The organism is Nocardia sp. NPDC004168, from assembly GCF_040610355.1.
GTDB lineage: Bacteria > Actinomycetota > Actinomycetes > Mycobacteriales > Mycobacteriaceae > Nocardia > Nocardia sichangensis.
This window is the reverse complement of sequence record NZ_JBEXME010000010.1, coordinates 20,217-40,061: the sequence shown is the minus strand read 5'-3', so window position 1 is coordinate 40,061 and position 19,845 is coordinate 20,217. Positions and strand designations below refer to the sequence as shown.

General features: G+C 69.5%; 18 protein-coding genes. 5 read left to right on the top strand and 13 right to left on the bottom strand.

Annotated elements, in window-relative coordinates; translation table 11 throughout:
* Positions 1 to 5: 5 nt before the first annotated feature.
* The 4 genes from ABZW96_RS19420 to ABZW96_RS19405 all read right to left on the bottom strand — a co-directional run bounded on the left by ABZW96_RS19420 (position 6) and on the right by ABZW96_RS19405 (position 3,078).
* The gene (locus tag ABZW96_RS19420) at positions 6 to 428 is read right to left on the bottom strand and encodes an organic hydroperoxide resistance protein (RefSeq protein WP_355076393.1); all 423 of its coding nucleotides are present in this window, start codon (positions 426 to 428) and stop codon (positions 6 to 8) included.
* A gap of 2 nt (positions 429 to 430) precedes the next feature.
* Entirely contained in the window at positions 431 to 877 is a 447-nt protein-coding gene (locus ABZW96_RS19415; RefSeq protein ID WP_355076391.1) for a MarR family transcriptional regulator, read from the bottom strand.
* A gap of 81 nt (positions 878 to 958) precedes the next feature.
* Positions 959 to 2,068 carry a PQQ-dependent sugar dehydrogenase gene (locus ABZW96_RS19410; protein ID WP_355076389.1) on the bottom strand — a complete coding sequence of 370 codons (1,110 nt, stop codon included), beginning with the start codon at positions 2,066 to 2,068 and terminating at the stop codon, positions 959 to 961.
* Positions 2,069 to 2,181: 113 nt separating this feature from the next.
* Positions 2,182 to 3,078 (bottom strand): dienelactone hydrolase family protein, encoded by an 897-nt coding sequence (locus ABZW96_RS19405; RefSeq protein WP_355076388.1) that lies wholly within the window; start codon positions 3,076 to 3,078, stop codon positions 2,182 to 2,184.
* A 185-nt stretch (positions 3,079 to 3,263) separates the two neighbouring features.
* On the opposite strand from ABZW96_RS19405, the gene ABZW96_RS19400 reads away from it, so the two are divergent.
* Positions 3,264 to 5,297, top strand: a complete 2,034-nt coding sequence (locus ABZW96_RS19400; protein WP_355076386.1) for a CocE/NonD family hydrolase — start codon at positions 3,264 to 3,266, stop codon at positions 5,295 to 5,297.
* A gap of 3 nt (positions 5,298 to 5,300) precedes the next feature.
* On the opposite strand, the gene ABZW96_RS19395 is transcribed toward ABZW96_RS19400, so the two are convergent.
* Both ABZW96_RS19395 and ABZW96_RS19390 read right to left on the bottom strand, forming a co-directional pair.
* Positions 5,301 to 6,224 (bottom strand): LLM class F420-dependent oxidoreductase, encoded by a 924-nt coding sequence (locus ABZW96_RS19395; protein WP_355076384.1) that lies wholly within the window; start codon positions 6,222 to 6,224, stop codon positions 5,301 to 5,303.
* 82 nt (positions 6,225 to 6,306) lie between these two features.
* Positions 6,307 to 7,470 (bottom strand): helix-turn-helix domain-containing protein, encoded by a 1,164-nt coding sequence (locus tag ABZW96_RS19390; protein ID WP_355076383.1) that lies wholly within the window; start codon positions 7,468 to 7,470, stop codon positions 6,307 to 6,309.
* Positions 7,471 to 7,825: 355 nt separating this feature from the next.
* Between ABZW96_RS19390 and ABZW96_RS19385 the strand changes: the two genes are divergently transcribed.
* Positions 7,826 to 8,299 (top strand): gluconokinase, encoded by a 474-nt coding sequence (locus ABZW96_RS19385; protein WP_355076381.1) that lies wholly within the window; start codon positions 7,826 to 7,828, stop codon positions 8,297 to 8,299.
* Here the strand turns inward: ABZW96_RS19385 and ABZW96_RS19380 are convergent, their stop codons facing one another.
* The 7 genes from ABZW96_RS19380 to ABZW96_RS19350 form a co-directional block, all read right to left on the bottom strand.
* Positions 8,300 to 9,223, bottom strand: coding sequence for a DUF5995 family protein (locus ABZW96_RS19380; protein WP_355076379.1), 924 nt, complete (start codon positions 9,221 to 9,223; stop codon positions 8,300 to 8,302).
* 146 nt (positions 9,224 to 9,369) lie between these two features.
* Positions 9,370 to 10,164: a M50 family metallopeptidase gene (locus ABZW96_RS19375; protein WP_355076378.1), complete on the bottom strand. Its 795-nt coding sequence runs from the start codon at positions 10,162 to 10,164 to the stop codon at positions 9,370 to 9,372.
* 152 nt (positions 10,165 to 10,316) lie between these two features.
* Complete coding sequence (locus ABZW96_RS19370) at positions 10,317 to 12,029, bottom strand: protein kinase (protein ID WP_355076376.1); 1,713 nt, start codon at positions 12,027 to 12,029, stop codon at positions 10,317 to 10,319.
* A gap of 41 nt (positions 12,030 to 12,070) precedes the next feature.
* The gene (locus ABZW96_RS19365; RefSeq protein ID WP_355076374.1) at positions 12,071 to 13,006 is read right to left on the bottom strand and encodes a bile acid:sodium symporter family protein; all 936 of its coding nucleotides are present in this window, start codon (positions 13,004 to 13,006) and stop codon (positions 12,071 to 12,073) included.
* Between the two features lie 85 nt (positions 13,007 to 13,091).
* Complete coding sequence (locus ABZW96_RS19360; protein WP_355076372.1) at positions 13,092 to 14,144, bottom strand: Gfo/Idh/MocA family oxidoreductase; 1,053 nt, start codon at positions 14,142 to 14,144, stop codon at positions 13,092 to 13,094.
* Positions 14,145 to 14,509: 365 nt separating this feature from the next.
* Positions 14,510 to 15,181 (bottom strand): response regulator, encoded by a 672-nt coding sequence (locus ABZW96_RS19355; RefSeq protein ID WP_355076370.1) that lies wholly within the window; start codon positions 15,179 to 15,181, stop codon positions 14,510 to 14,512.
* Positions 15,163 to 16,845, bottom strand: a complete 1,683-nt coding sequence (locus tag ABZW96_RS19350) for a sensor histidine kinase (protein WP_355076368.1) — start codon at positions 16,843 to 16,845, stop codon at positions 15,163 to 15,165. Before ABZW96_RS19350 ends, ABZW96_RS19355 begins: the two co-directional genes overlap by 19 nt.
* A gap of 155 nt (positions 16,846 to 17,000) precedes the next feature.
* Here ABZW96_RS19350 and ABZW96_RS19345 point away from each other — a divergent pair, with 155 nt between their 5' ends.
* Genes ABZW96_RS19345 through ABZW96_RS19335 form a run of 3 tightly spaced genes read left to right on the top strand, consistent with a single transcriptional unit; the run spans position 17,001 to position 19,736 of the window.
* Positions 17,001 to 17,807, top strand: coding sequence for an ABC transporter ATP-binding protein (locus tag ABZW96_RS19345; protein WP_355076366.1), 807 nt, complete (start codon positions 17,001 to 17,003; stop codon positions 17,805 to 17,807).
* Complete coding sequence (locus tag ABZW96_RS19340; RefSeq protein WP_355076364.1) at positions 17,797 to 18,684, top strand: ABC transporter permease; 888 nt, start codon at positions 17,797 to 17,799, stop codon at positions 18,682 to 18,684. The genes ABZW96_RS19345 and ABZW96_RS19340 overlap by 11 nt, the downstream gene beginning before the upstream one ends.
* Before the next feature lie 2 nt (positions 18,685 to 18,686).
* The gene (locus tag ABZW96_RS19335; RefSeq protein WP_355076362.1) at positions 18,687 to 19,736 is read left to right on the top strand and encodes an ABC transporter substrate-binding protein; all 1,050 of its coding nucleotides are present in this window, start codon (positions 18,687 to 18,689) and stop codon (positions 19,734 to 19,736) included.
* Positions 19,737 to 19,845 lie beyond the last annotated feature (109 nt).

Below are 19,845 nucleotides of genomic sequence, written 5' to 3'. Positions count from 1 at the left end.
CTCGATCAGTCCTCGGCTACGAGGACCTGGACGTCGATGTTGCCGCGGGTCGCGTTGGAATACGGGCAGACCTGGTGTGCTTTGTCAGCGAGCGCTTGCGCGTCCTCCCTGGACAGATGGGGGAGCGATACCTCCAGGGTAACCGCAAGGCCGAAGCCGCCCGCGTCGTTCGGCCCGATCCCGACCTTGGCGCCGACCGCGGAGTCGTCGATGTTCGCCTTCACCTGCTTGCCGACCAGGCGCAGCGCCGAATGGAAGCAGGCCGCGTACCCGGCCGCGAACAGCTGCTCGGGATTGGTGCCCTCGCCGTCGCCGCCCAGTTCCTTGGGAGCCGACAGATTCAGGTCGAGCTTGCCGTCGGTGGTGCGTGCGCGGCCGTTGCGTCCGTCGCCGCTGGCCAGGGCCTCGGCGGTGTAGAGGATCGGCATGTCTATTCTCCTTCGTTCAGCTGAGATTTCAGCGAATCGGTCAGTCGGCGCAGGATGTCGCGCAATGCGGCGATGTCGTCCATGGACAAGCCGCTGGCCTCGCCCATCTGGGCCGGGATGTCGCCCGCCTCGGCGCGCAGGGCGCGTCCTCGGTCGGTGAGCCGGATGTCGACGCGGCGTTCGTCGGACGCCGACCGCCGCCGCTCCACGAGGCCCCCGGCCTCCAGCCGCTTGAGCAGCGGGGAAAGCGTGCCGGAATCCAGGTCGAGCGCATGGCAGACGTCGCCGACGCTGCGTTCGTCGCGCTCCCACAGCGCGAGCATCACCAGGTACTGCGGGTAGGTGAGCCCGAGCCGTTCCAGCTTCGGGCGGTAGACCGCGGTCATCGCCCGGGACGCCGCGTAGAGCGGGAAGCAGAGCTGCTCGTCGAGGGTGAGGTGATCGGTCATGAGCAATAATGTAGTGAGCAATTCGGTTGCGCACAACATAAGTGTCCGTGGTGCTCGTCACACCGCGACCGTCGGCGAGGCTCAGCGGGCCGGGAAGCGAAGGGCGCGGTCGTCACCGCTGACCGGTTCGCCCCGACCGTCGGTGTTGGAGGTGGTGAGCCACAACGCTCCGTCCGGCGCGACCGCCACCGTGCGCAACCGGCCGTACCGGTCGCGCAATTCGGCACGGGGTGCACCGGTGCGGCCGTCCGCGAGCGGCACGGTCCACAGCCGACGGCCGCGCAGCGCGGCGACGTACAGGGTGTCCCCGGCGATGGCGATCCCCGACGGTGAGGCTTCCGCGGTGGTCCAGGTCAGCAGCGGATCGGTGAAGCCGCGGTCGGCGCCACCCGACCCCTCGACCTCGGGCCAGCCGTAGTTGTGGCCGGGCTCGATCAGATTGATCTCGTCGAACCGGTCTTGCCCGAATTCCGCCGCGAACAATCGCCCGTCGCGGTCCCATGCCAGACCCTGCACGTTGCGGTGGCCGAGACTGTAGACCGGCGAGCCGGGATACGGATTGCCCGGAGCCGGGCGGCCTTCGGGCGTCACACGGAGGATCTTCCCGTTGAGATTCGCCGGATCCTGCGATCGTCCGGATTGCCCGGCGTCGCCGGTCCCGGCGTAGAGCATGCCGTCCGGCCCGAACGCGATTCGCCCGCCGTTGTGATTCCCGGCCTTCGCGATCCCGGCCACCAGCACCTCCGGTGGGCCGTCGAGCCGGAACCGGACGATCCGGTTGTCCGTATCGGCGGTGAAATAGGCATAGACATAACGACTTTCGGCGTAGTCCGGCGCGACGGCGAGCCCCAGCAGTCCGCCTTCGCCCCGGGCGGTCACGCCGGGCACCTGATACACCTGTTGCGGCGCACTGCCGGTACCGATACGCAGGATCCGTCCGGAGTCCCGCTCGGCGACCAGCGCCGCGCCGTCGGGCAGGAAGGCCAGCCCCCACGGCACGTCGAGGTTACCGGCGATTTCCTCGGCGGCGTCGAGGTCGGGTCGTCCGGCGGGATTGCTCGGCGCGGCGGTGCGCGTCGCCGGAGGCGTGCTCCTCGGTGCGGTCGAGCTGTCGTTTCCGCAGGCAGTCAGCGCCGCGCCGAGCAGGAGTGCGGCGATGGTCGTGCGGGTATGGCACCGTCTCGGTGCCACAAGCCTCCTGTCGCAAGCGTGCGCGTGCCGGGCGGACCAGCGGAACCGCCGGTCGGAATCCGGGCCTGTGAAGAGGCTCCGGACGCCGAGAGAACGGCCCGATCCGGTTCGCATCAGCCGAGATACGTTCCGTACCAGTCCAATACGCGCCGCCAAGCCTCGGTGGCGGCCGTCGCGTTGTACCGCTGACCGGTGTCGTTGAAGAAGGCGTGGTCGGCATCGGGGGCGGTGAAGATCTGATGCGGGTTGCCCGAACGGGCCAGTGCCGCTTCCGCGGCGGCCCGGGAGGCGTTCACGCGGGCGTCGGCCGCCGCGTAGATGCCGAGCACCGCGGCTTTCGACGCGGTCAGATCGCCGTTGTCCGGGAACGGCCCGTAGAACGGTGTCGCCGCGGCCAACTGAGACGGGCCCGAGGCCAGCAGCAACCAGGTCAGGCCGCCGCCGAAGCAGAAACCGGTGGCGCCGAGCTTCTTTTCCTCGACCCGCCGCTGCAGTTCGTCCAGTCCGGCGCGCAAGTCGGCGACGAGCTGGTCCTGCGGGATCCGGCTCAGCTCGGCGGTCGCCTCGGCGGGATCGGCGAACGTCGCGGTTCCGCCTCGTGCGGACAGCAGGTCGACCGCGAGCGCGGAATATCCGGCCCCCGCGAAACGCCCTGTCACCGAACGGATGTGGTCGGTGAGACCTTTGTTCTCGTGGACCACCAGCACACCGCCCCGTGGTTGCGGCGCCGCCGCCCACGCGGCTTGCAGCGTCCCGCGGGGACCGGCGAAGGTGACGGCGCTCGTCGGAAGCGCGGTGGCGGATCCCGGTGGCGTCGGGGGCGACGTGGGCGAGGGCGAGTAATCGGTGATACCGGTGTCGGAGTTCGCGCAGGCGGCCAGCAGGGTGGCGGCGGCCGTGGCGCCGAGCCCGAGCAGCCCCAGCCTGCGCACCGCCTCTCGCCGGGTGAGCAGCCCGTCGGCGTGATCGGCCGCGATCTCCTCCGCGATGTAGCGCTGCAGCGGCGTCATGTGTCCCACCCTAAGCCGCATCGTCGGTGGCGACGCGGCATTCACCGTCTGTTCGCTCGCGACAAACCGGCCCGACCGCACCTCCCGCGTTATTCGCCGGAAGATTGCTACGTTGTCGCCCAATCGGGCGATCGATAGTCGGTCCGCACACCGGTCGAGGGAGCGAGATGGCAGCGGGGCGTGGCGTGAGACGAACGACGATCAGGGCGATCCGGACGATGGCCATGGTCGCGGTAACGGCGACCGTGGGATTCGTGTCGGTGCCCGCGGCCGCGGAGCCGTCGGTCGATGCCCACAGTGTGCGGTGGACGGCGTTGCACGACGGTCCCCAACCGTATGCCGACGTGCACATCGACTGGGATGTGCCGATCCGGATGAGCGACGGTGTCGTGTTGAAGGCCAACGTCTACCGGCCGGTGAAGGAGGGCGGCGAGGTAGAGCGGCAGCCGCTGCCGACCATCGTCAATCTCACGCCGTACACCAAGCTCATGACCAACCTGATCGACACGGCGCTCGCGGTGCCCGGGTTGCAGCCGTTGACCGTGCGGCTGGTCAATCGCGTGAATCTGTCACGCACGCCGGTCAGTGGTTTCGGCGATCTGCTGCACGCGGTCGACGGCGGCACCGTGCAGACGGTGCTCGGTCTGGATCGCGATCTGATCCGCGCCGGATACACGCAGGTCGTCGCCGACGTGCGAGGTACCGGTTTCTCCCAGGGAGCATGGGACACCCTCGGCGAGCGGGAACAGCTCGACACCCGCGAGGTGATCGAGTGGGCGGCGGCCCAGCCTTGGTCGAACGGCCGGGTCGGGATGAGCGGCGGCTCCTATTCGGGAATCAACCAGCTGCGCGCCGCCGAGAACGCCCCCGCGCCGTTGCGGGCGATCTTCCCGGTGGAGCCGGGCAGCGACCTCATGCGCGACGTCGTCGCGCCGGGCGGCGGCGTGGGGACGACGTTCCTTCCGATGTGGCTCAGCACGGTCAACCAGCTGAAGCTGATTCCCGACGTGCAGTCGATGTTGAAGGGCACCTTCGACTGGGGGTGGCTGCAGGAACGGATGTCCGATCCGGCCAGCAACGTGGACCTGCTGACCCAGGCGCTGCTAACACCGTCGCTCGATCACGTGCCGCCCGCGCTGGCCGACGCGCTGGACGAGAACAGTTATTTCCGGCGCGGCATCGAGGGTCATCCCGAGCGCATCACGGTGCCCACCTTCGTCTACGGCGGCTGGCACGACATCTTCGCCAACAGCGCGACGAAACTGTACAACGCGATTCCGCTGCCCGCGGGACAGAAACAATTGGTCGTCGGCGACACCTATCACGCGAATCCCGGTGCGGGAACCGGTATTCCGGGGGCGCCGCCGCGGCTGGACGTGTTGCAGCGCATCTGGTTCGACAAGTGGTTGAAGGACACCGACCACGGCTTGGGCGATTTCGGGCCGATCACCGTGTGGGAACAAGGCGGCGGCTGGATCTCCCTCGGCCAGTTCCCGCAGAAAGATCTGAACCACCGCCGCGTGTATCTGTCGGCCGAGCCGAGCGGCACCGCCGGAAAGGCCGTGTACGACGGATCGTTGACGATGACCGCTCCCGGCGAACGGCAGACGCTGACGGTGGCGCCGGGCGTCGCCTCGGCGTGTTCCCGCGATACCGCGCAGGGCTCGGCCGGGATGGCGGCGGTGCTGGACGTGTGCGCGAAGGACTCACGCATCGCCGAGCGCAACGCGCTGACCTTCACCAGCGCGCCGACGACCGAGCCCACCGTCATCTCGGGGCCGGTGAACGTGCATCTGAACGCGGTGCACGACGCCACCGACGGCTACTGGAGCGTCACCATGAACGACGTCGCGCCCGACGGGAGCTCGAAGGTGCTGTCCACCGGGCAGCTGACCGCATCGCTGCGCGCCGTCGACGAGCAGAAGAGCAGCCGCACACCGACCGGCGACCTGACCGAACCGTTCAATCCGATCACCTTGGACAGCGTGCGGCCGGTCGTGCCCGGTGAGCCGGTGGCGCTGGACATCGCGGTGATTCCCACCCAAGCGGTGCTGCAACCCGGCCACCGGCTGCGGATCGACGTCTTCGCGGGTAACTCGCCGAAGGCGCTGGCCTTCCGGCCGATGCTCAACAACACCGAGCTGAAGCCGCAACACCTGAAGCTCGACCCGTCGGCGCCGAGCTTCGTCGTGGTGCCGACCAACCGTCCGCTGGACTGAGCGCTACGACAACTGCGACTGCACCTGCGCGGAGATCAGCTCGAGGTGCTCGAGATCGCTCAGGTCCAGTACCTGCAAGTAGATGCGGCTGGTGCCGATCTCGGCGTACCGGCCGATCTTGTCCACCACCTCGGCGGGTGAGCCGGCCAAGCCGTTGGTCTTCAGCTCGTCCACCTCGCGGCCGATCGCCTCGGCCCGGCGCGCCACGTCGGCGTCGTTCGCGCCCACGCAGGCCACCAGCGCGTTGGAGTAGACCAGGTCGTCGGCGGCGCGGCCGTATGCCTCGGCGGCGGCGCGCACCCGGTCGAACTGCCGCGTGCTGTCCTCGATGGAGGAGAACGGCATGTTGAACTCGGAGGCGTATTGCGCGGCCAGCCGCGGGGTGCGGGTGGCGCCTTGCCCGCCGATCACCACCGGGATCGGGTCCTGCACCGGCTTGGGCAGGGCGGGGGAGTCGGTGAGCTGGAAGTGCTTTCCGTCATAGCTGAAGGTGTCGCCGGGTTTGGTCGCCCAGAGCCCGGTGATGATGGCCAGCTGTTCTTCCAGCCGGGCGAACTTGTCGGCGGGGAACGGGATGCCGTACGCGGCGTGCTCCTCGGCGAACCAGCCGCTGCCCAAACCGAATTCGACTCGGCCGCCGGACATTTGGTCTACCTGCGCCACTTGGATCGCCAGCGGGCCAGGCAGCCGGAAGGTGGCGGCGGTGACCAGTGTGCCCAGCCGGATCCGCTTGGTCTCCCTGGCCAGACCGGCAAGCGTGATCCAGGCGTCGGTGGGGCCGGGCAGCCCGTCGGCGCCGCCCATGCTCAGGTAGTGGTCGGAGCGGAAGAACGCGTCGAAGCCCAGGTCCTCGGTGGCCTTGGCGACGGTGAGCAAGGTGTCGTAGCTCGCACCCTGCTGCGGCTCGGTGAAGATGCGTAGTTCCATGTCGATGACCCTAGTCGGTCGGCCGGAATCCGAATCGGGGCGTTCGCGGCGCGGTCGGCCCGGTGATGCGGTCGCTGAGAGATCATCGCGCGGACCGTTCGGGCCCCGGCGGTTGCGTGTAGGTCCGTGCGATGAGCGCGGCGCGCAATCGGTAGAGCGCGTGCGGAACGGCGGTGTCCAAGCCGGTGAGGCGGCCGATGCGCTTGAGCCGATGGTCGACGGTGTTCGGGTGCAGATACATCGTCCGGGAGGTGCGCCTGCGGTTGAAGTCGTTGCGGATGTGTTCGCGCAGGGTTTCGACCAACTCCGGATGCCCCTCCAGCGGATCGAGCAGGGCGGCCAGCCGGTCGCGTCCCGGGCCCGGCCGGGTGAGCTGGTATTCGAGGGCCAGATCCTCGAAGCGGTACAGGCCGGGTGGGCTCTGCAGGCGACGAACCATGTCGAGCAGTTCGTGCGCCTGGTCGGCGGCGCCGGGAATCTGCTCGGCCTCGGCGGCGATGGCGGCGGCGGTGAGCGGCGCGGGCACCACCGCGGCCAGCGCGGCGACCAAGTCGGTGAGGCGGTCCGCGGCGACCGGCGCCGCCGGTACCAGGATCGTTCCGCCGATCGCGCTGAGCAGGCTGGGCACGTGCCTGCCGCAGTGCACCGCGAGGCAGAGTTGCATGCGTTGCCGGATGCTGTGCCCTTCCGCGGGGCGGCCGGGATTCTCCTCGGTGGGCCGGTCGACCGCCACGGCGAGCACGGTGTAACGGTCGGCGACCGGAATGCCGTACTCCCGGTAAACCTTCGCAGGGTGGTGTCCGCGCAGCAGTGCGGCGGCGACGGCGTGCGGAGCGGTCTGCTCGTCGGCGGGGGCGACGGACAGGTAGGCGAGCGAGACGGTCGTGGTGACCGCGTGGAGGGCGTCGAAGAGCCTGCGTATGTCGTTGTGCCGCGGCGTGTTCGAATCACGCAGGTACTCGTCGAGATACAGGCGGAAACCTTCGTGGACCAGATGCTGGACGGTGTCCATGCGCACCCCGACGCCCGCCCACCGGGTGGCGGCCGCGAAGATGCCGACCGTGCGGGCCGGTTGTGCGGGGGCGAGGGAAGTGGCCAGGTCGAGGCAGTGGGCGACGGTGGCGCGGATCTCCTCCCGCAGCAGATTCCCCTGTTCGACGTGCCGGCGGGGAATGATGCCGAGCAGGTGTCGCACGATGTGTTCGGTGGCCGGGACGGGCTCGGCGGTGCCGCGTGTGGGTGGCATGCCGGTCCCTCAGCGACCGCCTCCGCCGCCGACCATGTGTGGGTCGAGCGCGCGGTCGCGGTTCGGATGTCGGACCAGGCCGGTGCCTTGCGTCGTCGCAAACATTCGGTACTTCCCATCCAGTCGTCCGCGCGTTTCACGAAATGGCGTGATACGAAGTCGAATTCGAATTCACAGAAGGTCGTGACATCGCACAGTCTCGGTCCTTGAAATGTATCGGCGGCGGCGCGAATCGTCACTGCACGGGCCGACGAAGCAATCAGCCGCTACGTTGTTGCGGATGACAATGCGGCACGAAGATCCGTCACCATCAGGGAAGAAGGTTCGAGTGCGCGATGTGCCGATGATTGTCGTGATGGGGGTGTCGGGTTCGGGAAAGACGACGGTCGGTACCCGCTTGGCCGACGTATTGGGGGTCGAGTACGCCGACGGCGACGATTTCCACCCGCCCGCGAACGTCGCGAAAATGGCGGCGGGGACGCCGCTGGACGATGCCGACCGCGCACCCTGGCTCGACGCCTTGGCCGCCTGGATGGCCGGGCGATCAGGGAAGGGAGCCGTAGTCACGTGTTCCGCGCTGAAACGGATCTATCGCGACCGGCTTCGCGTCTCGGCGCCCCACGCGTTCTTCCTGCATCTGGACGTGCCACGGCAGGAACTCGAGCGCCGTATGGCGGGCCGCGGTGGGCACTTCATGCCACCGAGCCTGCTGGATTCCCAGCTGGCCACGCTGGAGCGGCTCGCGGCCGACGAGCGCGGCGCCACCCTCGACGCGACACGACCGCCCGAGGACGTGATCCGGGACGCCGTGGCGGCGCTGAAGAGGTAGTCAGAGGCCGCCGAGGCCGGACAGGAGATCGAAACCGAGATCGAGCCCGCGCCACAAAGCGTCGATCTCGGCGGTGACGGCGGGTGCCGCCGCCGGGTCCTGCAAGGCGATCCCGTTCGCGAAGATGACGACGTTGGCGCCCGCGTCGGCCAGCCGGAGCAACGGACCGGTCGCCACGCCTCGGCCGAGCACCGCGTCCAAGCCCTCCCCGACGAAGTAGAAGCGCCACAGCGGTCCCAGGTCACCGCCGTAGAACGCCTTGGTCTCGTCGACGATCAGCGCGCCCTGCTGGGCGATCGAGTCGACGATGCGGAAATAGTCGCGCGCGTTGGCGGCGGTGCCGCCGACCGCCGCGACGGAATAGGACAGGTCGACGGTCAGATGCGCGTCGTAACCGGCCATCGCCACTCGGGCCGGGGGCAACTCGCAGCGACGGGTCAACTCGAAGTAGTGCGCCCAGTGCGGTTCGGCGGGTGCGCCGGTGAATTCCGCGTGCAACGCGCGCAGGAAACGCGACAGCAGCTCGAGACTGATCCGGTGCGCCCATTCGGGGTCGTCGAACGACGCGGGATCGCGCTGGAGCGGCAGGACGGCGGCCTGCTCGACCGCGTCGAGCCCCAAGGCGAACACACCGCGCAGGTCGCGGTGGCGGACCAGGATTTCGGTGATCTGCCGGTGGCGGTCGATGGCCTGCTCCAGCTGCCACAACGAGGAACCAGCCGGTGCCTCGGTATCGGACAGCCGCGCGATCGCGGCTGTCTCCTCTGGTGTCAACGGTGTGCCGCAGGCGGTGTCGGCCGTCGCGGCGAGGCCTGTGGCCGGATGGAACGCAATCGTGGCGAGCAGCGCGGTGACGGCCATGGCCAGTATCGGAAATCGTTGTCGCGCAGTGCTGATCGGTGTGCGCGCGAGAAGGTTCGCCATGCTGGCTCCGGAGGTCGTGAATCGCGAACTTGCGTCGGACGGCCGAAGCGGGTGCGCATCGGCGACGCGCCATCGCCGTAGGTAAGGCGTTGGCACAGGGCGAGTTCGAAGCCTAACCGAGCCGACCGGACCGCGCAGCGCCGCGATCAGTGAGCGGCGAAGCAGGACCCGGAGGGCGCGCCCGGCAGGCAGACTTCGGCGATGGCGGAGACGAGCAGCCACGCGCCGAGCGACAACGCACCCACGGCGATCGCGCCGAACACGAAAACCCACAGCAGGCCGGGCAGCCGGGTGAGCCTGGCGAGTTGATCGGCGTCGGAGTCGACCTCGTGATAGCGGGCACGTTGCTGCCGGGAGCGGCTTCGTTGCAGCTCCAGCACCGGCCGTGCCCCGGCGAACAGCAGGAACCAGGCCCCCAGGTAGGCGAACCCCGCTTGCAGCGTGTCGGTGCCGAACCAGGAGACCACGAAGACCACCGCGCCGAGGCCGAGCACGGTGATGGCGCCGTAGACGTTCCTGATCTTGATCAGCAGCGCGGCGAGCAGAACGATGGCGGTCCAGAGCATCAGCGTGATCCGGCTCGCGCCCAGCAGCGCGGCGAATCCGAGACCGAGCAGCGGCGGTGCGGGGTAACCGGCCATGGTGGTGAGGATCATCCCGAGGCCGTAGGGTTTCCCGCTCGACACGGTGAGCCCCGAAGTGTCGGAATGCAGTCGGATGCTGTTGAGCTTGCGGCCGGTCAGCAGGGCGACCAGGGCGTGCCCGCCTTCGTGCGCGATGGTGACGATATTGCGGGTCAACCGCCAGATCGGGGTGTAACCCACCAGCACGAGCGCCGCCACCGCGGCCGCCACCACCAGCCACCACGGCGGCTGCGCTTGCGTCGTCGTCAGACGATCGGCGATGGAAGCGCCGCGCTCGAAGAATTCCGCTCTTTCCACCGCCGCACCTTAACCGCCCGCGGACGACAGCGCTCGGGGCATGGGTTCGACGCTGGGACGCCGGAGCCGAACGCGTGCGGCCCGCCTCGCCGCGTCCTCTCGTGGAGGGCCGGTGCGCCGCTCGTCGCCCCTGAATCAGTCGCCCGCGCCGTTCAGCCGGTGCGATCGAGGGTGCCGGTCATATCCCCTGCCACACCCTGGGTTCGGTACGAGAGCGTCCCGTCAGGTCGCAACTCCAACCGGGACGTCGCGCCGTCATCGTTGCAGCCGCCGGGATCCTTGGTGAGTCTGGCGGTCAGCACCACACCGTTGGCCGTGGCGGACGTGAGCGTTTCGGACCGGCCGCATTGCAGATGCGCGAATCTGCCGGTATTGGTCGATTCTCCGACCTGCTCGCCGACGTTCCCAGGATTGATCCGCACGACGATGTCGTAGCTGCCCAGAATGTCCCGCGCGACACCCTGCCATTCGCCGACAAGTGCGTTCGGAACGCTCTTGCCCGACGGGCCTGCGCTGGTCGGCGTCCCGTCACCGGCTTGCGTGGCGGTAGCCGTCGGAGCGTCGCCGCCGCCTCGGGTGGTGGACGTCGGAGAATCACTGTCGGTCGGCGTCGCGGTCCGCGCGATCGAGTTCGCGGTATCGCGCCGTAGTTGCGCGCCGACCACGAACGCCGCCACGGCGACCGCGATGCCGACGACGAGGGCTCCCGCGACCAGCAGGACGCGGTTCGGACTGTGTGCGCGAGGTGCCGGGGTGGTGACCGGACCACCGGGCGAATCGTATTGCGCGGGTGGTTGAATCCGTTGCCCCATGGACGTGGCGGCCGCCTGCGGCGAGCCGGGATAGTGCGTCGGTCTGTGTGCCGACCCTCCGGGATCGCCCTGCGCGTACCGCGGATAGGTAGGTGGCGCGGGGCGGACCACGGTGTCGGCCGTACGCGCCCTATCCGCGGGCGCGGAGAACTGGCTGCGGTCGAATGCGCCGGAGTCCAGGTCCAATAGCTCGACCGCGCGTCGGCCGACCTCCTCGAGCACCGGCGCGGGCAGCCAGCCGCCGCGGTCGGGGATGCCCAGTGCGGTGAGCTGGGCGAACAGCTCGTCCGGAGTCGGGCGAGCCGCGGCGTCCTTGATCAGGCAGGCGGCCACCAGCGGGCGCAGCCGCTCCGGCACGTCATCCAGCTGCGGCTGCTCGTACACCACCCGCCACAGCATCTGCACCGTCTCGCCGACGCCGAACGGTCCGTGGCCGGTCGCCGCGAACACCAGGACGCCGCCCAGCGCGAAGACGTCCGCGGGTGGGCCGACCGGATCGCCGGTCACCTGCTCCGGGCACATGAATCCCGGTGAGCCGATGACTTTTCCGGTCGTGGTGAGCTTGCTGTCGTCGACGGCGCGGGCGATGCCGAAATCGATCACCTTGGGACCGTCGAGGGCCAGCAGAACGTTGGACGGTTTGAGGTCGCGGTGCACCACACCGGCCCGGTGGACGGCGGTCACTGCCTCGATCAGCCCGTGCGCCAGCACGAGCAGCGCGTTCTCGGTGAACGGTCCGTACCGGTCGACCGCGTCGGCCAGCGAGAATCCCGCCACGTAACCGGTGGCCAGCCACGGGGGATCGGCGTCGACGTCCGCGTCGAGCACCGGCGCGGTGAACTGTCCGCCGACCCGGCGCGCGGCGGCCACCTCGCGCCGGAAGCGCTGCCGGAATTCGGCGTCGATCATGTCCGGGCGGATGACTTTGACCGCGACGGTGCGCCCTCCTGGGTTCCGGCCGAGGTAGACCCGGCCCATACCACCCGCACCGAGGACGCCGAGCAGGCGATAGTCCCCGATCCGGGCCGGATCGTTCGTGCCGAGCGGTTGCATCGCGCAGCTGGCTCCCTTCGTGGCGTCGACCCTCCGAGAGGCTACCCACCGGGACCGCCCATGTCCGCGCGGCGAACTGCCCGGGCTAACCCGCCATGCTCGGCGCGGGCGCGGGGCTGCTCTCGTCGCGCCCGCCTGGCCAGCAGATACGCGGCGATCGCCGCCGGGATGTTCATCAGAACCCCGTACACCGCGCCCGGAACGGCCATGGTGTCGTTGTCCAATACCGAAGCGGCGACGGCGATCGCGAGCGCCGCGTTGTGCACGCCGATCTCCATGGCCGAGGCGATCGCCTGATCGGCTTCCACCCGCAACAGCCGGGGCAGGAAATAGCCCACGGCCAGACTGATCACGGCGAAGGTCAGGCAGATCGCGGACAGCTCTCCGATGTGCTCGGTCAGGATGTCCAGGTTCGAGCCCACTCCGGCCGCGATCACCAGCGCGAGGACCACGACGGACAGGATCTTGACCGCACCGCGCATCCGCCGCGACCACTCCGGGAACCGCCGGTGCACCACCATGCCGATCGCGACCGGCACCAGCACGATGGCGAAGACCTGCGCGAATTTGTCCGGCCGCAGTCCGACCGAACCCTCGCCGTCCAGGAACAAGGCGTAGGACAGCGCCACTACCACGGGCAGGGTGAATACCGCGAGCACCGAATTGATCGCGGTGAGTGTGATGTTCAGCGCCACGTTCCCCCCGGCGACGTGACTGAACAGGTTGGCCGACGCTCCGCCCGGCGACGCCGCGAGCAGCAGCATGCCCGCCGCGAGCGCGCCTTCCAGTCCGAACAGGCGGATCAGGCCGAGGCACACCGCGGGCAGCAGGACCATCTGGCACGCCAGCGCGATCACCGCCGCTTTCGGATACCGCAGCACGCGCGCGAAATCGTCGGTCGTCAAGGTCAATCCGAGCCCGAACATCACCAAGGCCAGCGCCAACGGCAGCAGCACGGCGAAAACCGTTGTACCCATTCGGGTCTCCTCTCACAGGGCGGCCCGGACCGGCCGATCCCGGGGACCGACGTTATCGAGTCGCGGCGAAGGTGGCCAGCCCCGATCAAGCGGTGACGGTCACACCCAGCGCCGCCGACTCGCGTGCTTTCGTCAGCAGGCGCAGGGTGGTGACGGCGTCGCGCGGGTCGACGGGCACCGGAGCGCCGTCGAGCAGCGCGGCGGCCATGGCGGAGTAGAAATCGGGGTATGCGCCGGGTGCGGTCGGCACGGGGGCGAAGTCCGGTTCCGCGCCGAGCACGCCCCAGCGCTCGGCATCCACTGTGCCCCACAGGGAATCGTTTCCCGGGCGACGACCGGATCGGAGTGCTTCCTCCTGCGGGTCCAGCCCGTAGGTGACATACCCGGCTTCCGATCCGAGCACCCGGAAACGCGGGCCGAGTTGCGCGGCGACGGCGCTCATCCAGAGATGGGAGCGGACACCGCCGCTGTGGGTGAGCGCGACGAACGCGTCGTCGTCGGTGGTGATCCCTTCCCGCCGCCGGTCCAGCTCGCAGTACACCGAAGCCACCGGGCCGAACAGGGTCACGGCTTGGTCCACCAAGTGGCTGCCGAGGTCGAGCAGGATGCCCGCGCCCTCCTCGTCCGTGCCGACCTCCCGCCAGCCGCCCTTCGGCACCGGACGCCACCGTTCGAACCGGGACTCGAAACGCCGCACCCGGCCCAGTCTTCCGGTCTCGACGAGTTCACGCACCGTCCGGAAGTCGCCGTCCCAGCGCCGGTTCTGGAAGACCGACAACGCGAGGCCGGACCGCTCCGCGCGCTGGACGAGATCTTCGGCGTCGTCCACCGCGACCGCGAACGGCTTGTCGACCACGACGGGCAGCCCGGCCTCCAGGGCCTGCCCGGCCAGCGGCGCGTGCGTGTGGTTCGGTGTCGCGATCACAGCCAGATCGATGCCGTCCGGCGTGGCGAACAACTCCTCGGCGTGCGGCACCACACGCACACCGGGATGTTCGGCGCGCGCCCGCTCGGCACGCTCCTCCGAGGAGGTCACCACGGCAGCGACCCGCATCCGCGGTTGCGCGGCGATCAGCGGAGCGTGAAAGACCGATCCGGCCAGGCCGTAGCCGACAACGGCGACCTCGATGATGCTCATACCCCGACGCTACCGCCGCTGAAGACCGCATCAGGCTTCACCACGTAGGCGCTGGTCGGCCGAGGAGCGCCACCTCGAGCGGCGCGCCACCGAAGTGGATCGGACCGTTCGCTCTTGTGCTGCCGCAACCGGTGGTCCGGTGACGATCGGATCGTATGTCCGGCAGACGGAGACGCATCGGCCCGGCCGTGTAGGTGCCGCGTCGTGCGCCGGTCGAGCGGATGTCGGCCGCCGATGGTCCGGCTGTCGACCTGCGACGTTCTGGCGCGTGCGGCGATGGTGGCCGGTGGACACTGCGCGAGGTTCGGGACGACCCGCCGGACCGGCCGCGCGCGGGCCGGTTCTTCCCGCCCAGCGCGGTCGGCTCAATGCGGCGGCGCGGCGGAGTACTCCTGTTCGGGCCGCCCGGTGCTGCCGTAGCGCAGGCTCATGCGCACCGCGCCGCCGGCGACGAGTGCGGCGAGATAGCGCTGGGCGGTGGCCCTGGAGATGCCGATGGCGCTCGCTACCTCTCCTGCGGACAGGGGCGTGCCCGCATCGAGAATTGCTTGCAGGACAGCGTCTTTGGTGGGGGAGACCACGGTCGCCGCCGGGCTCGCGGTGACCGAAGGGCGCAGCGCGTGCAGCGCTGCGGCGACCCGGGCGTTGTCGACCTGTGGCACGGCGAGAATGCGCCGGTAGCGGGCGTAGGCGGCGAGCCGGGCGGCGAGTTCGGTATGCGGGAAGGGCTTGACGAGGTAGGACACCGCACCTGCCGCGACGGCGGCGCGCACCGACTCGCTCTCGGTCGACGCGGTGAGCACCATGGCGTCGCAATGCAGCTCGCGGACGAAATCGATACCGGATCCGTCGGGCAGGTAGACGTCCACCAGCGCCAGGTCGATCGGCCGCGCCGCGACGAGTTCCCGCGCGGCGGCGAGGGTATTGGCGGTGCCCGCCACCGTGAAACCCGGGATGGCCTGCACGATCCCGGCGTGCAGATTCGCCACCCGGAAGTCGTCGTCGACGATCAGGACGGTCAGGGACGGCGGGGCCATGACACCTCGCTCTGCACGAGCACCCCGGGGATGCGTGCGATGAATTCCGCGCCGGTCAGTGGCGGCTCGCCGCCGCCGGGACTCGACAGACGAACGTCGCCGCCGTGGGCGCGCACGATCTGGCGGATCAGGGCGAGGCCGACCCCGCGCCCACCGGGGACGCCGAGGTCGTCGCGGGTCGAGATCCCTTCGGTGAACAGCGTGTCCACCAGGTCGGGCGCGACACCGTCGCCGCTGTCGGCGACGGTGATGTGCAGCGTCGAATCCTCTTGCACCAGTTCCACTTCCACCTGCCGCACCGGCCGCTGCCGAGCGCGCACGGCCTCCATGGCGTTGTCCAGCAGATTGCCGAGCACGGTGGTCACATCCACCGGATCGGCGAGATCGCCCTCGACCCAGGTGTTGGGCCCGAGCACGAGTTCCACCCCGTTCTCCCTGGCGTGCGCGGCCTTGGCGGCCAGGAAAGCCTGTAGATACGTGTCGTGGATGGCATCGATGCCCGGCGTCGCCGGACCGAGCGGACCCGCCCCGATCAGCTCGTCGACCGACCGCGCCGCCTCCTCGACGTGCCCGCTGTGCAGCAGCCCGCTGACCAGGTGCATCTTGTTGGAGAACTCGTGGCGCTGCGCGCGCAGCACCGTGCTCATCGACTGCACCGCGTCCAGCTGCCTGGTCAGCGATTCCACGTCGGTGCGGTCGCGCACGGTGAGCACCGCGCCGAGATCACGGCCGTCCCGGCTGACCCGCCGCGCCGAGACGATGACGACGTTCGCGCCGACCGTCGCCGAGGCGGGTTGCCGATCGAGGTCGCGGAACACCTCCAGCACTCGCGGGGTGAGCCCGATCTCGTCGACCGGGCGCCCGATGTCCGGCGCGATGCCGAGCAGCCTGGCCGCCTCGTCGCTGACGAAGGTCGTGCGCCACGACGCGTCGACGGCGAGCACGCCGCCGCCGATGCCGTGCAGCACCGCGGCCTGCCCCCGGACCAGTTCGGCCAGCTCGTCGGGTTCCAGCCCGAGCGTCAGCCCGCGCCAGCGGCGGGCGAGCAGGATCGATCCGGCGATGCCGACCGCGAGCGCCACCGCGACCAGGCCGCCCGCTGTGCGCAGGTCGCCGAGCAGTTGCTCGTGCACCGCGTCGGTGGCGATGCCGACGCTGACCGCGCCGACCACACGATCGGAGCCGGGCGCCGTGACGGGGACCTTCGCGCGCACCGAGTCGCCGAGCGTGCCGCGTTCCTCGGTGATCGACTCGCGGCCCGCGAGCGCCTCGGATGGATCGGTGCTGACGTGCTCGGCGAGCCGTGCGGCGTCCGGATGCGCCAGGCGGATGCCCGCGTCATCGGTGATCACCACGAACAGGGCGTTGTTGCGCTGGGTCGCGTCCACCGCGAGCCGCTCCAGCGGGCCGGTGGCCAGCTCCTGGCGCACGCCCGGATCGACCGCGCCCGGCGCGTACCTGGCCACCTCGGCGCGCACCACCGGGTCGGCGGCGACGGTGCGCGCGACGGCAAGCGCGCGCTGACCGTAGGCGTCGCGCAGCCGCTGATCACTGAGATAGCCGAACACCGCGAACGCGACACCGAGCGTCAGCGCGACGACCAGGATCTGCGACAGCAGAACCTGGGTCCGCAACCGCACGGCCCGCGCGCCCTCAGTGGCCATGGCCGCAGCATAGGCGCAGACCACCGCGCGCCGCGCATGAGCAGAATGCGCAAAACCCGCATATCCCGCGTTTGTGGCGGTTGTGCGCACAAGCTCCGGCGTGTGACCGGGGCCACGTACGTTCGCCCTACCCGATCTCGCAGAAGTAGGAAGCAATGACGCAATCCCTCATCGAGCTGCGGAACGCGACCAAGCGTTTCCCCGGCACCGGCGGTGGCATCCACACCGCCGTGCGCAATCTGAACCTCACGGTGCGCCCCGGCGAATTCGTCGCCGTCGTCGGCCCCACCGGATGCGGTAAGTCCACCACGTTGTCGCTGGTATCCGGGCTGGAACCGGCCTCGGCCGGGCGAACGCTGGTGCGCGGCAAGGACGTCGACGGCATCCCCGAAGGCATCGGCTACATGTTCCAGCAGGACGCGGTGCTGCCGTGGAAGAGCGTGCTGGACAACGTCGCGCTCGGCCCGCGCCTGCGCGGCGCGTCGAAGGCCGAGGCGCGGGCGAAGGCGTCCGGATGGGTGCGCAAGGTCGGTCTGGCCGGGTTCGAGAGCTACTACCCGCACCAGTTGTCCGGCGGCATGCGCAAGCGCGTGGCGCTGGCACAGACACTGGTCAACGAGCCGGAGATCCTGCTGATGGATGAGCCGTTCAGCGCGCTGGACGTGCAGACCCGGCAGCTCATGCAGGACGAGCTGCTGCGCGTCTGGGCGGGCACCAACGCGGCGGTCGTCTTCGTCACCCACGATCTGGAGGAGGCGATCGTGCTCGCCGACCGGGTGGTCGTGATGACCGCGAGCCCGGCCACCGTCTGCGGAGACTTCACGGTGGGCCTGACACGGCCGCGCAGTGTCGAGGACGTGCGGCTGACCGCCGAGTTCCGCGACATCTACAAGGAGATCTGGGAGACGCTGCGCGATCAGGTCGAGGCCGCTCGGGCGAAGGGAGCCTCCCGTGTCGCATGACGTGCTGGTGCAGGACGCCGTCGACGAGCCCGCGGTGGAGAACGAGACCGAAACACAGATCCTGGCCCGGGTGCGTACCGCCGCGCGGCGCGCCCGGATCCGGACTTGGGGCCTACGCGTCGCGCTGGTAGCGCTGTGGCTGGGTGCGTGGGAGCTCACCGCCACGGTGTGGATCGATCCGTTCTTCTACTCGAAGCCGTCGCTGATCTGGGCACGGTTGGTCGAATGGTTCACCGAGGGGACGCAATTCGGCTCGATCTGGCTGCAGATCTACACCACCGTGCAGGAGGCCGTGCTCGGTTTCGTGATCGGCACGGTGGCCGGCGTCGTGCTGGGCGTGCTGCTCGGCCGCAGCCGGTACTGGGCCGAGGTGCTCGCGCCGTTCATCAAGGCGCTCAACGCGGTTCCGCGCATCGTGCTGGCGTCGCTGTTCATCATCTGGTTCGGTCTCGGCCTGAGTTCGAAGGTCGCGACCGTGGTGGTGCTGGTGTTCTTCGCGGTGTTCTTCAACGCGTTCACCGGTGCGCGGGAAGTGGACGGCAATGTGATCGACAACGCCCGTATCCTGGGCGCGAGCCGCAGGCAAGTGCTGGTGTCGATCGTGCTGCCGAGCGCGACCACTTGGATCCTCTCCAGCCTGCACACCGCCTTCGGTTTCGCGCTGATCGGCGCGGTGGTGGGCGAGTACGCGGGCGCGAGCAAGGGCCTGGGTCTGCTGATCAGCAACGCGCAGGGCACCTTCGACTCGGCGGGCATCTACGCGGGCATGATCATCGTCACCGTGGCCGCGCTGATCGCCGAGTGGGGGATCGGCATGGCGGAGAACCGGTTGCTGAAATGGCGGCCATCGCAGGCGACCTCGAACCACGGGATCTGACCATGAGGCATCGCAAGCAACTCGCGCTCGTCGCCGTCGTGATCGCGGCACTGTTGGCCGCCACCGGATGCCGGGACTCCCGCGCCATTCCGACGGCCGACGGCCGACCGCAGATCACCATCATGGTGGGCGGGCTGGAGAAGGTGATCTACCTGCCCGCCGTGCTGACCCGGCAACTCGGCTTCTTCGAGCGCAACGACATCGACGTGAAACTGCTCGGCGAGCAGTCCGGAGCCACGGCCGAGACGGCGTTGCTCACCGGCGACGTGCAGGGCGTGGTCGGCTTCTACGACCACACCATCGATCTGCAGGCCAAGGACCAATGCATCCGCTCGGTGGTGCAGATGTCCGACGTGCCCGGTGAGGTCGAACTGGTGTCGAAGGCGGACGCGGACATCACCTCGGTCGCCGATCTGCGCGGCAAGAAGCTCGGCGTGACCTCGCTCGGCTCGTCGACCGACTTCCTCACCCAGGCGCTCACCGGCCAGGCCGGGATGAGCACCGCCGATTACACCCGGGTGAAAGTGGGTGCGGGGCAGACGTTCATCGCGGGCATGAACCACGACGGCATCGACGCGGGCATGACCACCGATCCCACGGTGGCGCAGATGGTGAACTCCGGCGATGCGCGCGTCCTCGTCGACCTGCGCACCGAGGCGGGCACCAGGGCCGCGCTCGGCGGGCTGTATCCGGCGACGTCGCTCTACATGAGCTGCGCGACGATCGATGCCCACCCGGACATCGTGCGCAAGCTCGCCGCCGCGTTCGTGCAGACGCTGCAGTGGATCCGGACGCACACGCCCGAGGAGATCGCCGAGAAGATGCCGCCGCAGTACGCGAGCGCGGGCAAGGACCTCTACGTCCAGTCGATCCGCGATTCCATCGGCATGTTCAACGGCGACGGGTTGATGAAACCCGAAGGCGCGCAGAACGTTCTGGAGATCCTCGGCAAGTACTCGAAGAACGTGCGTCCCGTGCGCGATCGGATCGACCTGTCCGAGACCTACACCACGCAGTTCGTGGAGGAGGCGTTGCGCGCGCCGCGACCGTAGCGGCCGGTGAACCATGCCCGGCCGCCCGGAATCGTCCCGGGCGGCCGGTCGGCGGCCGGTGCGCCGACAGCCGCGCCGAGCTTCTCAACTGTGGAGACACCGCACCATA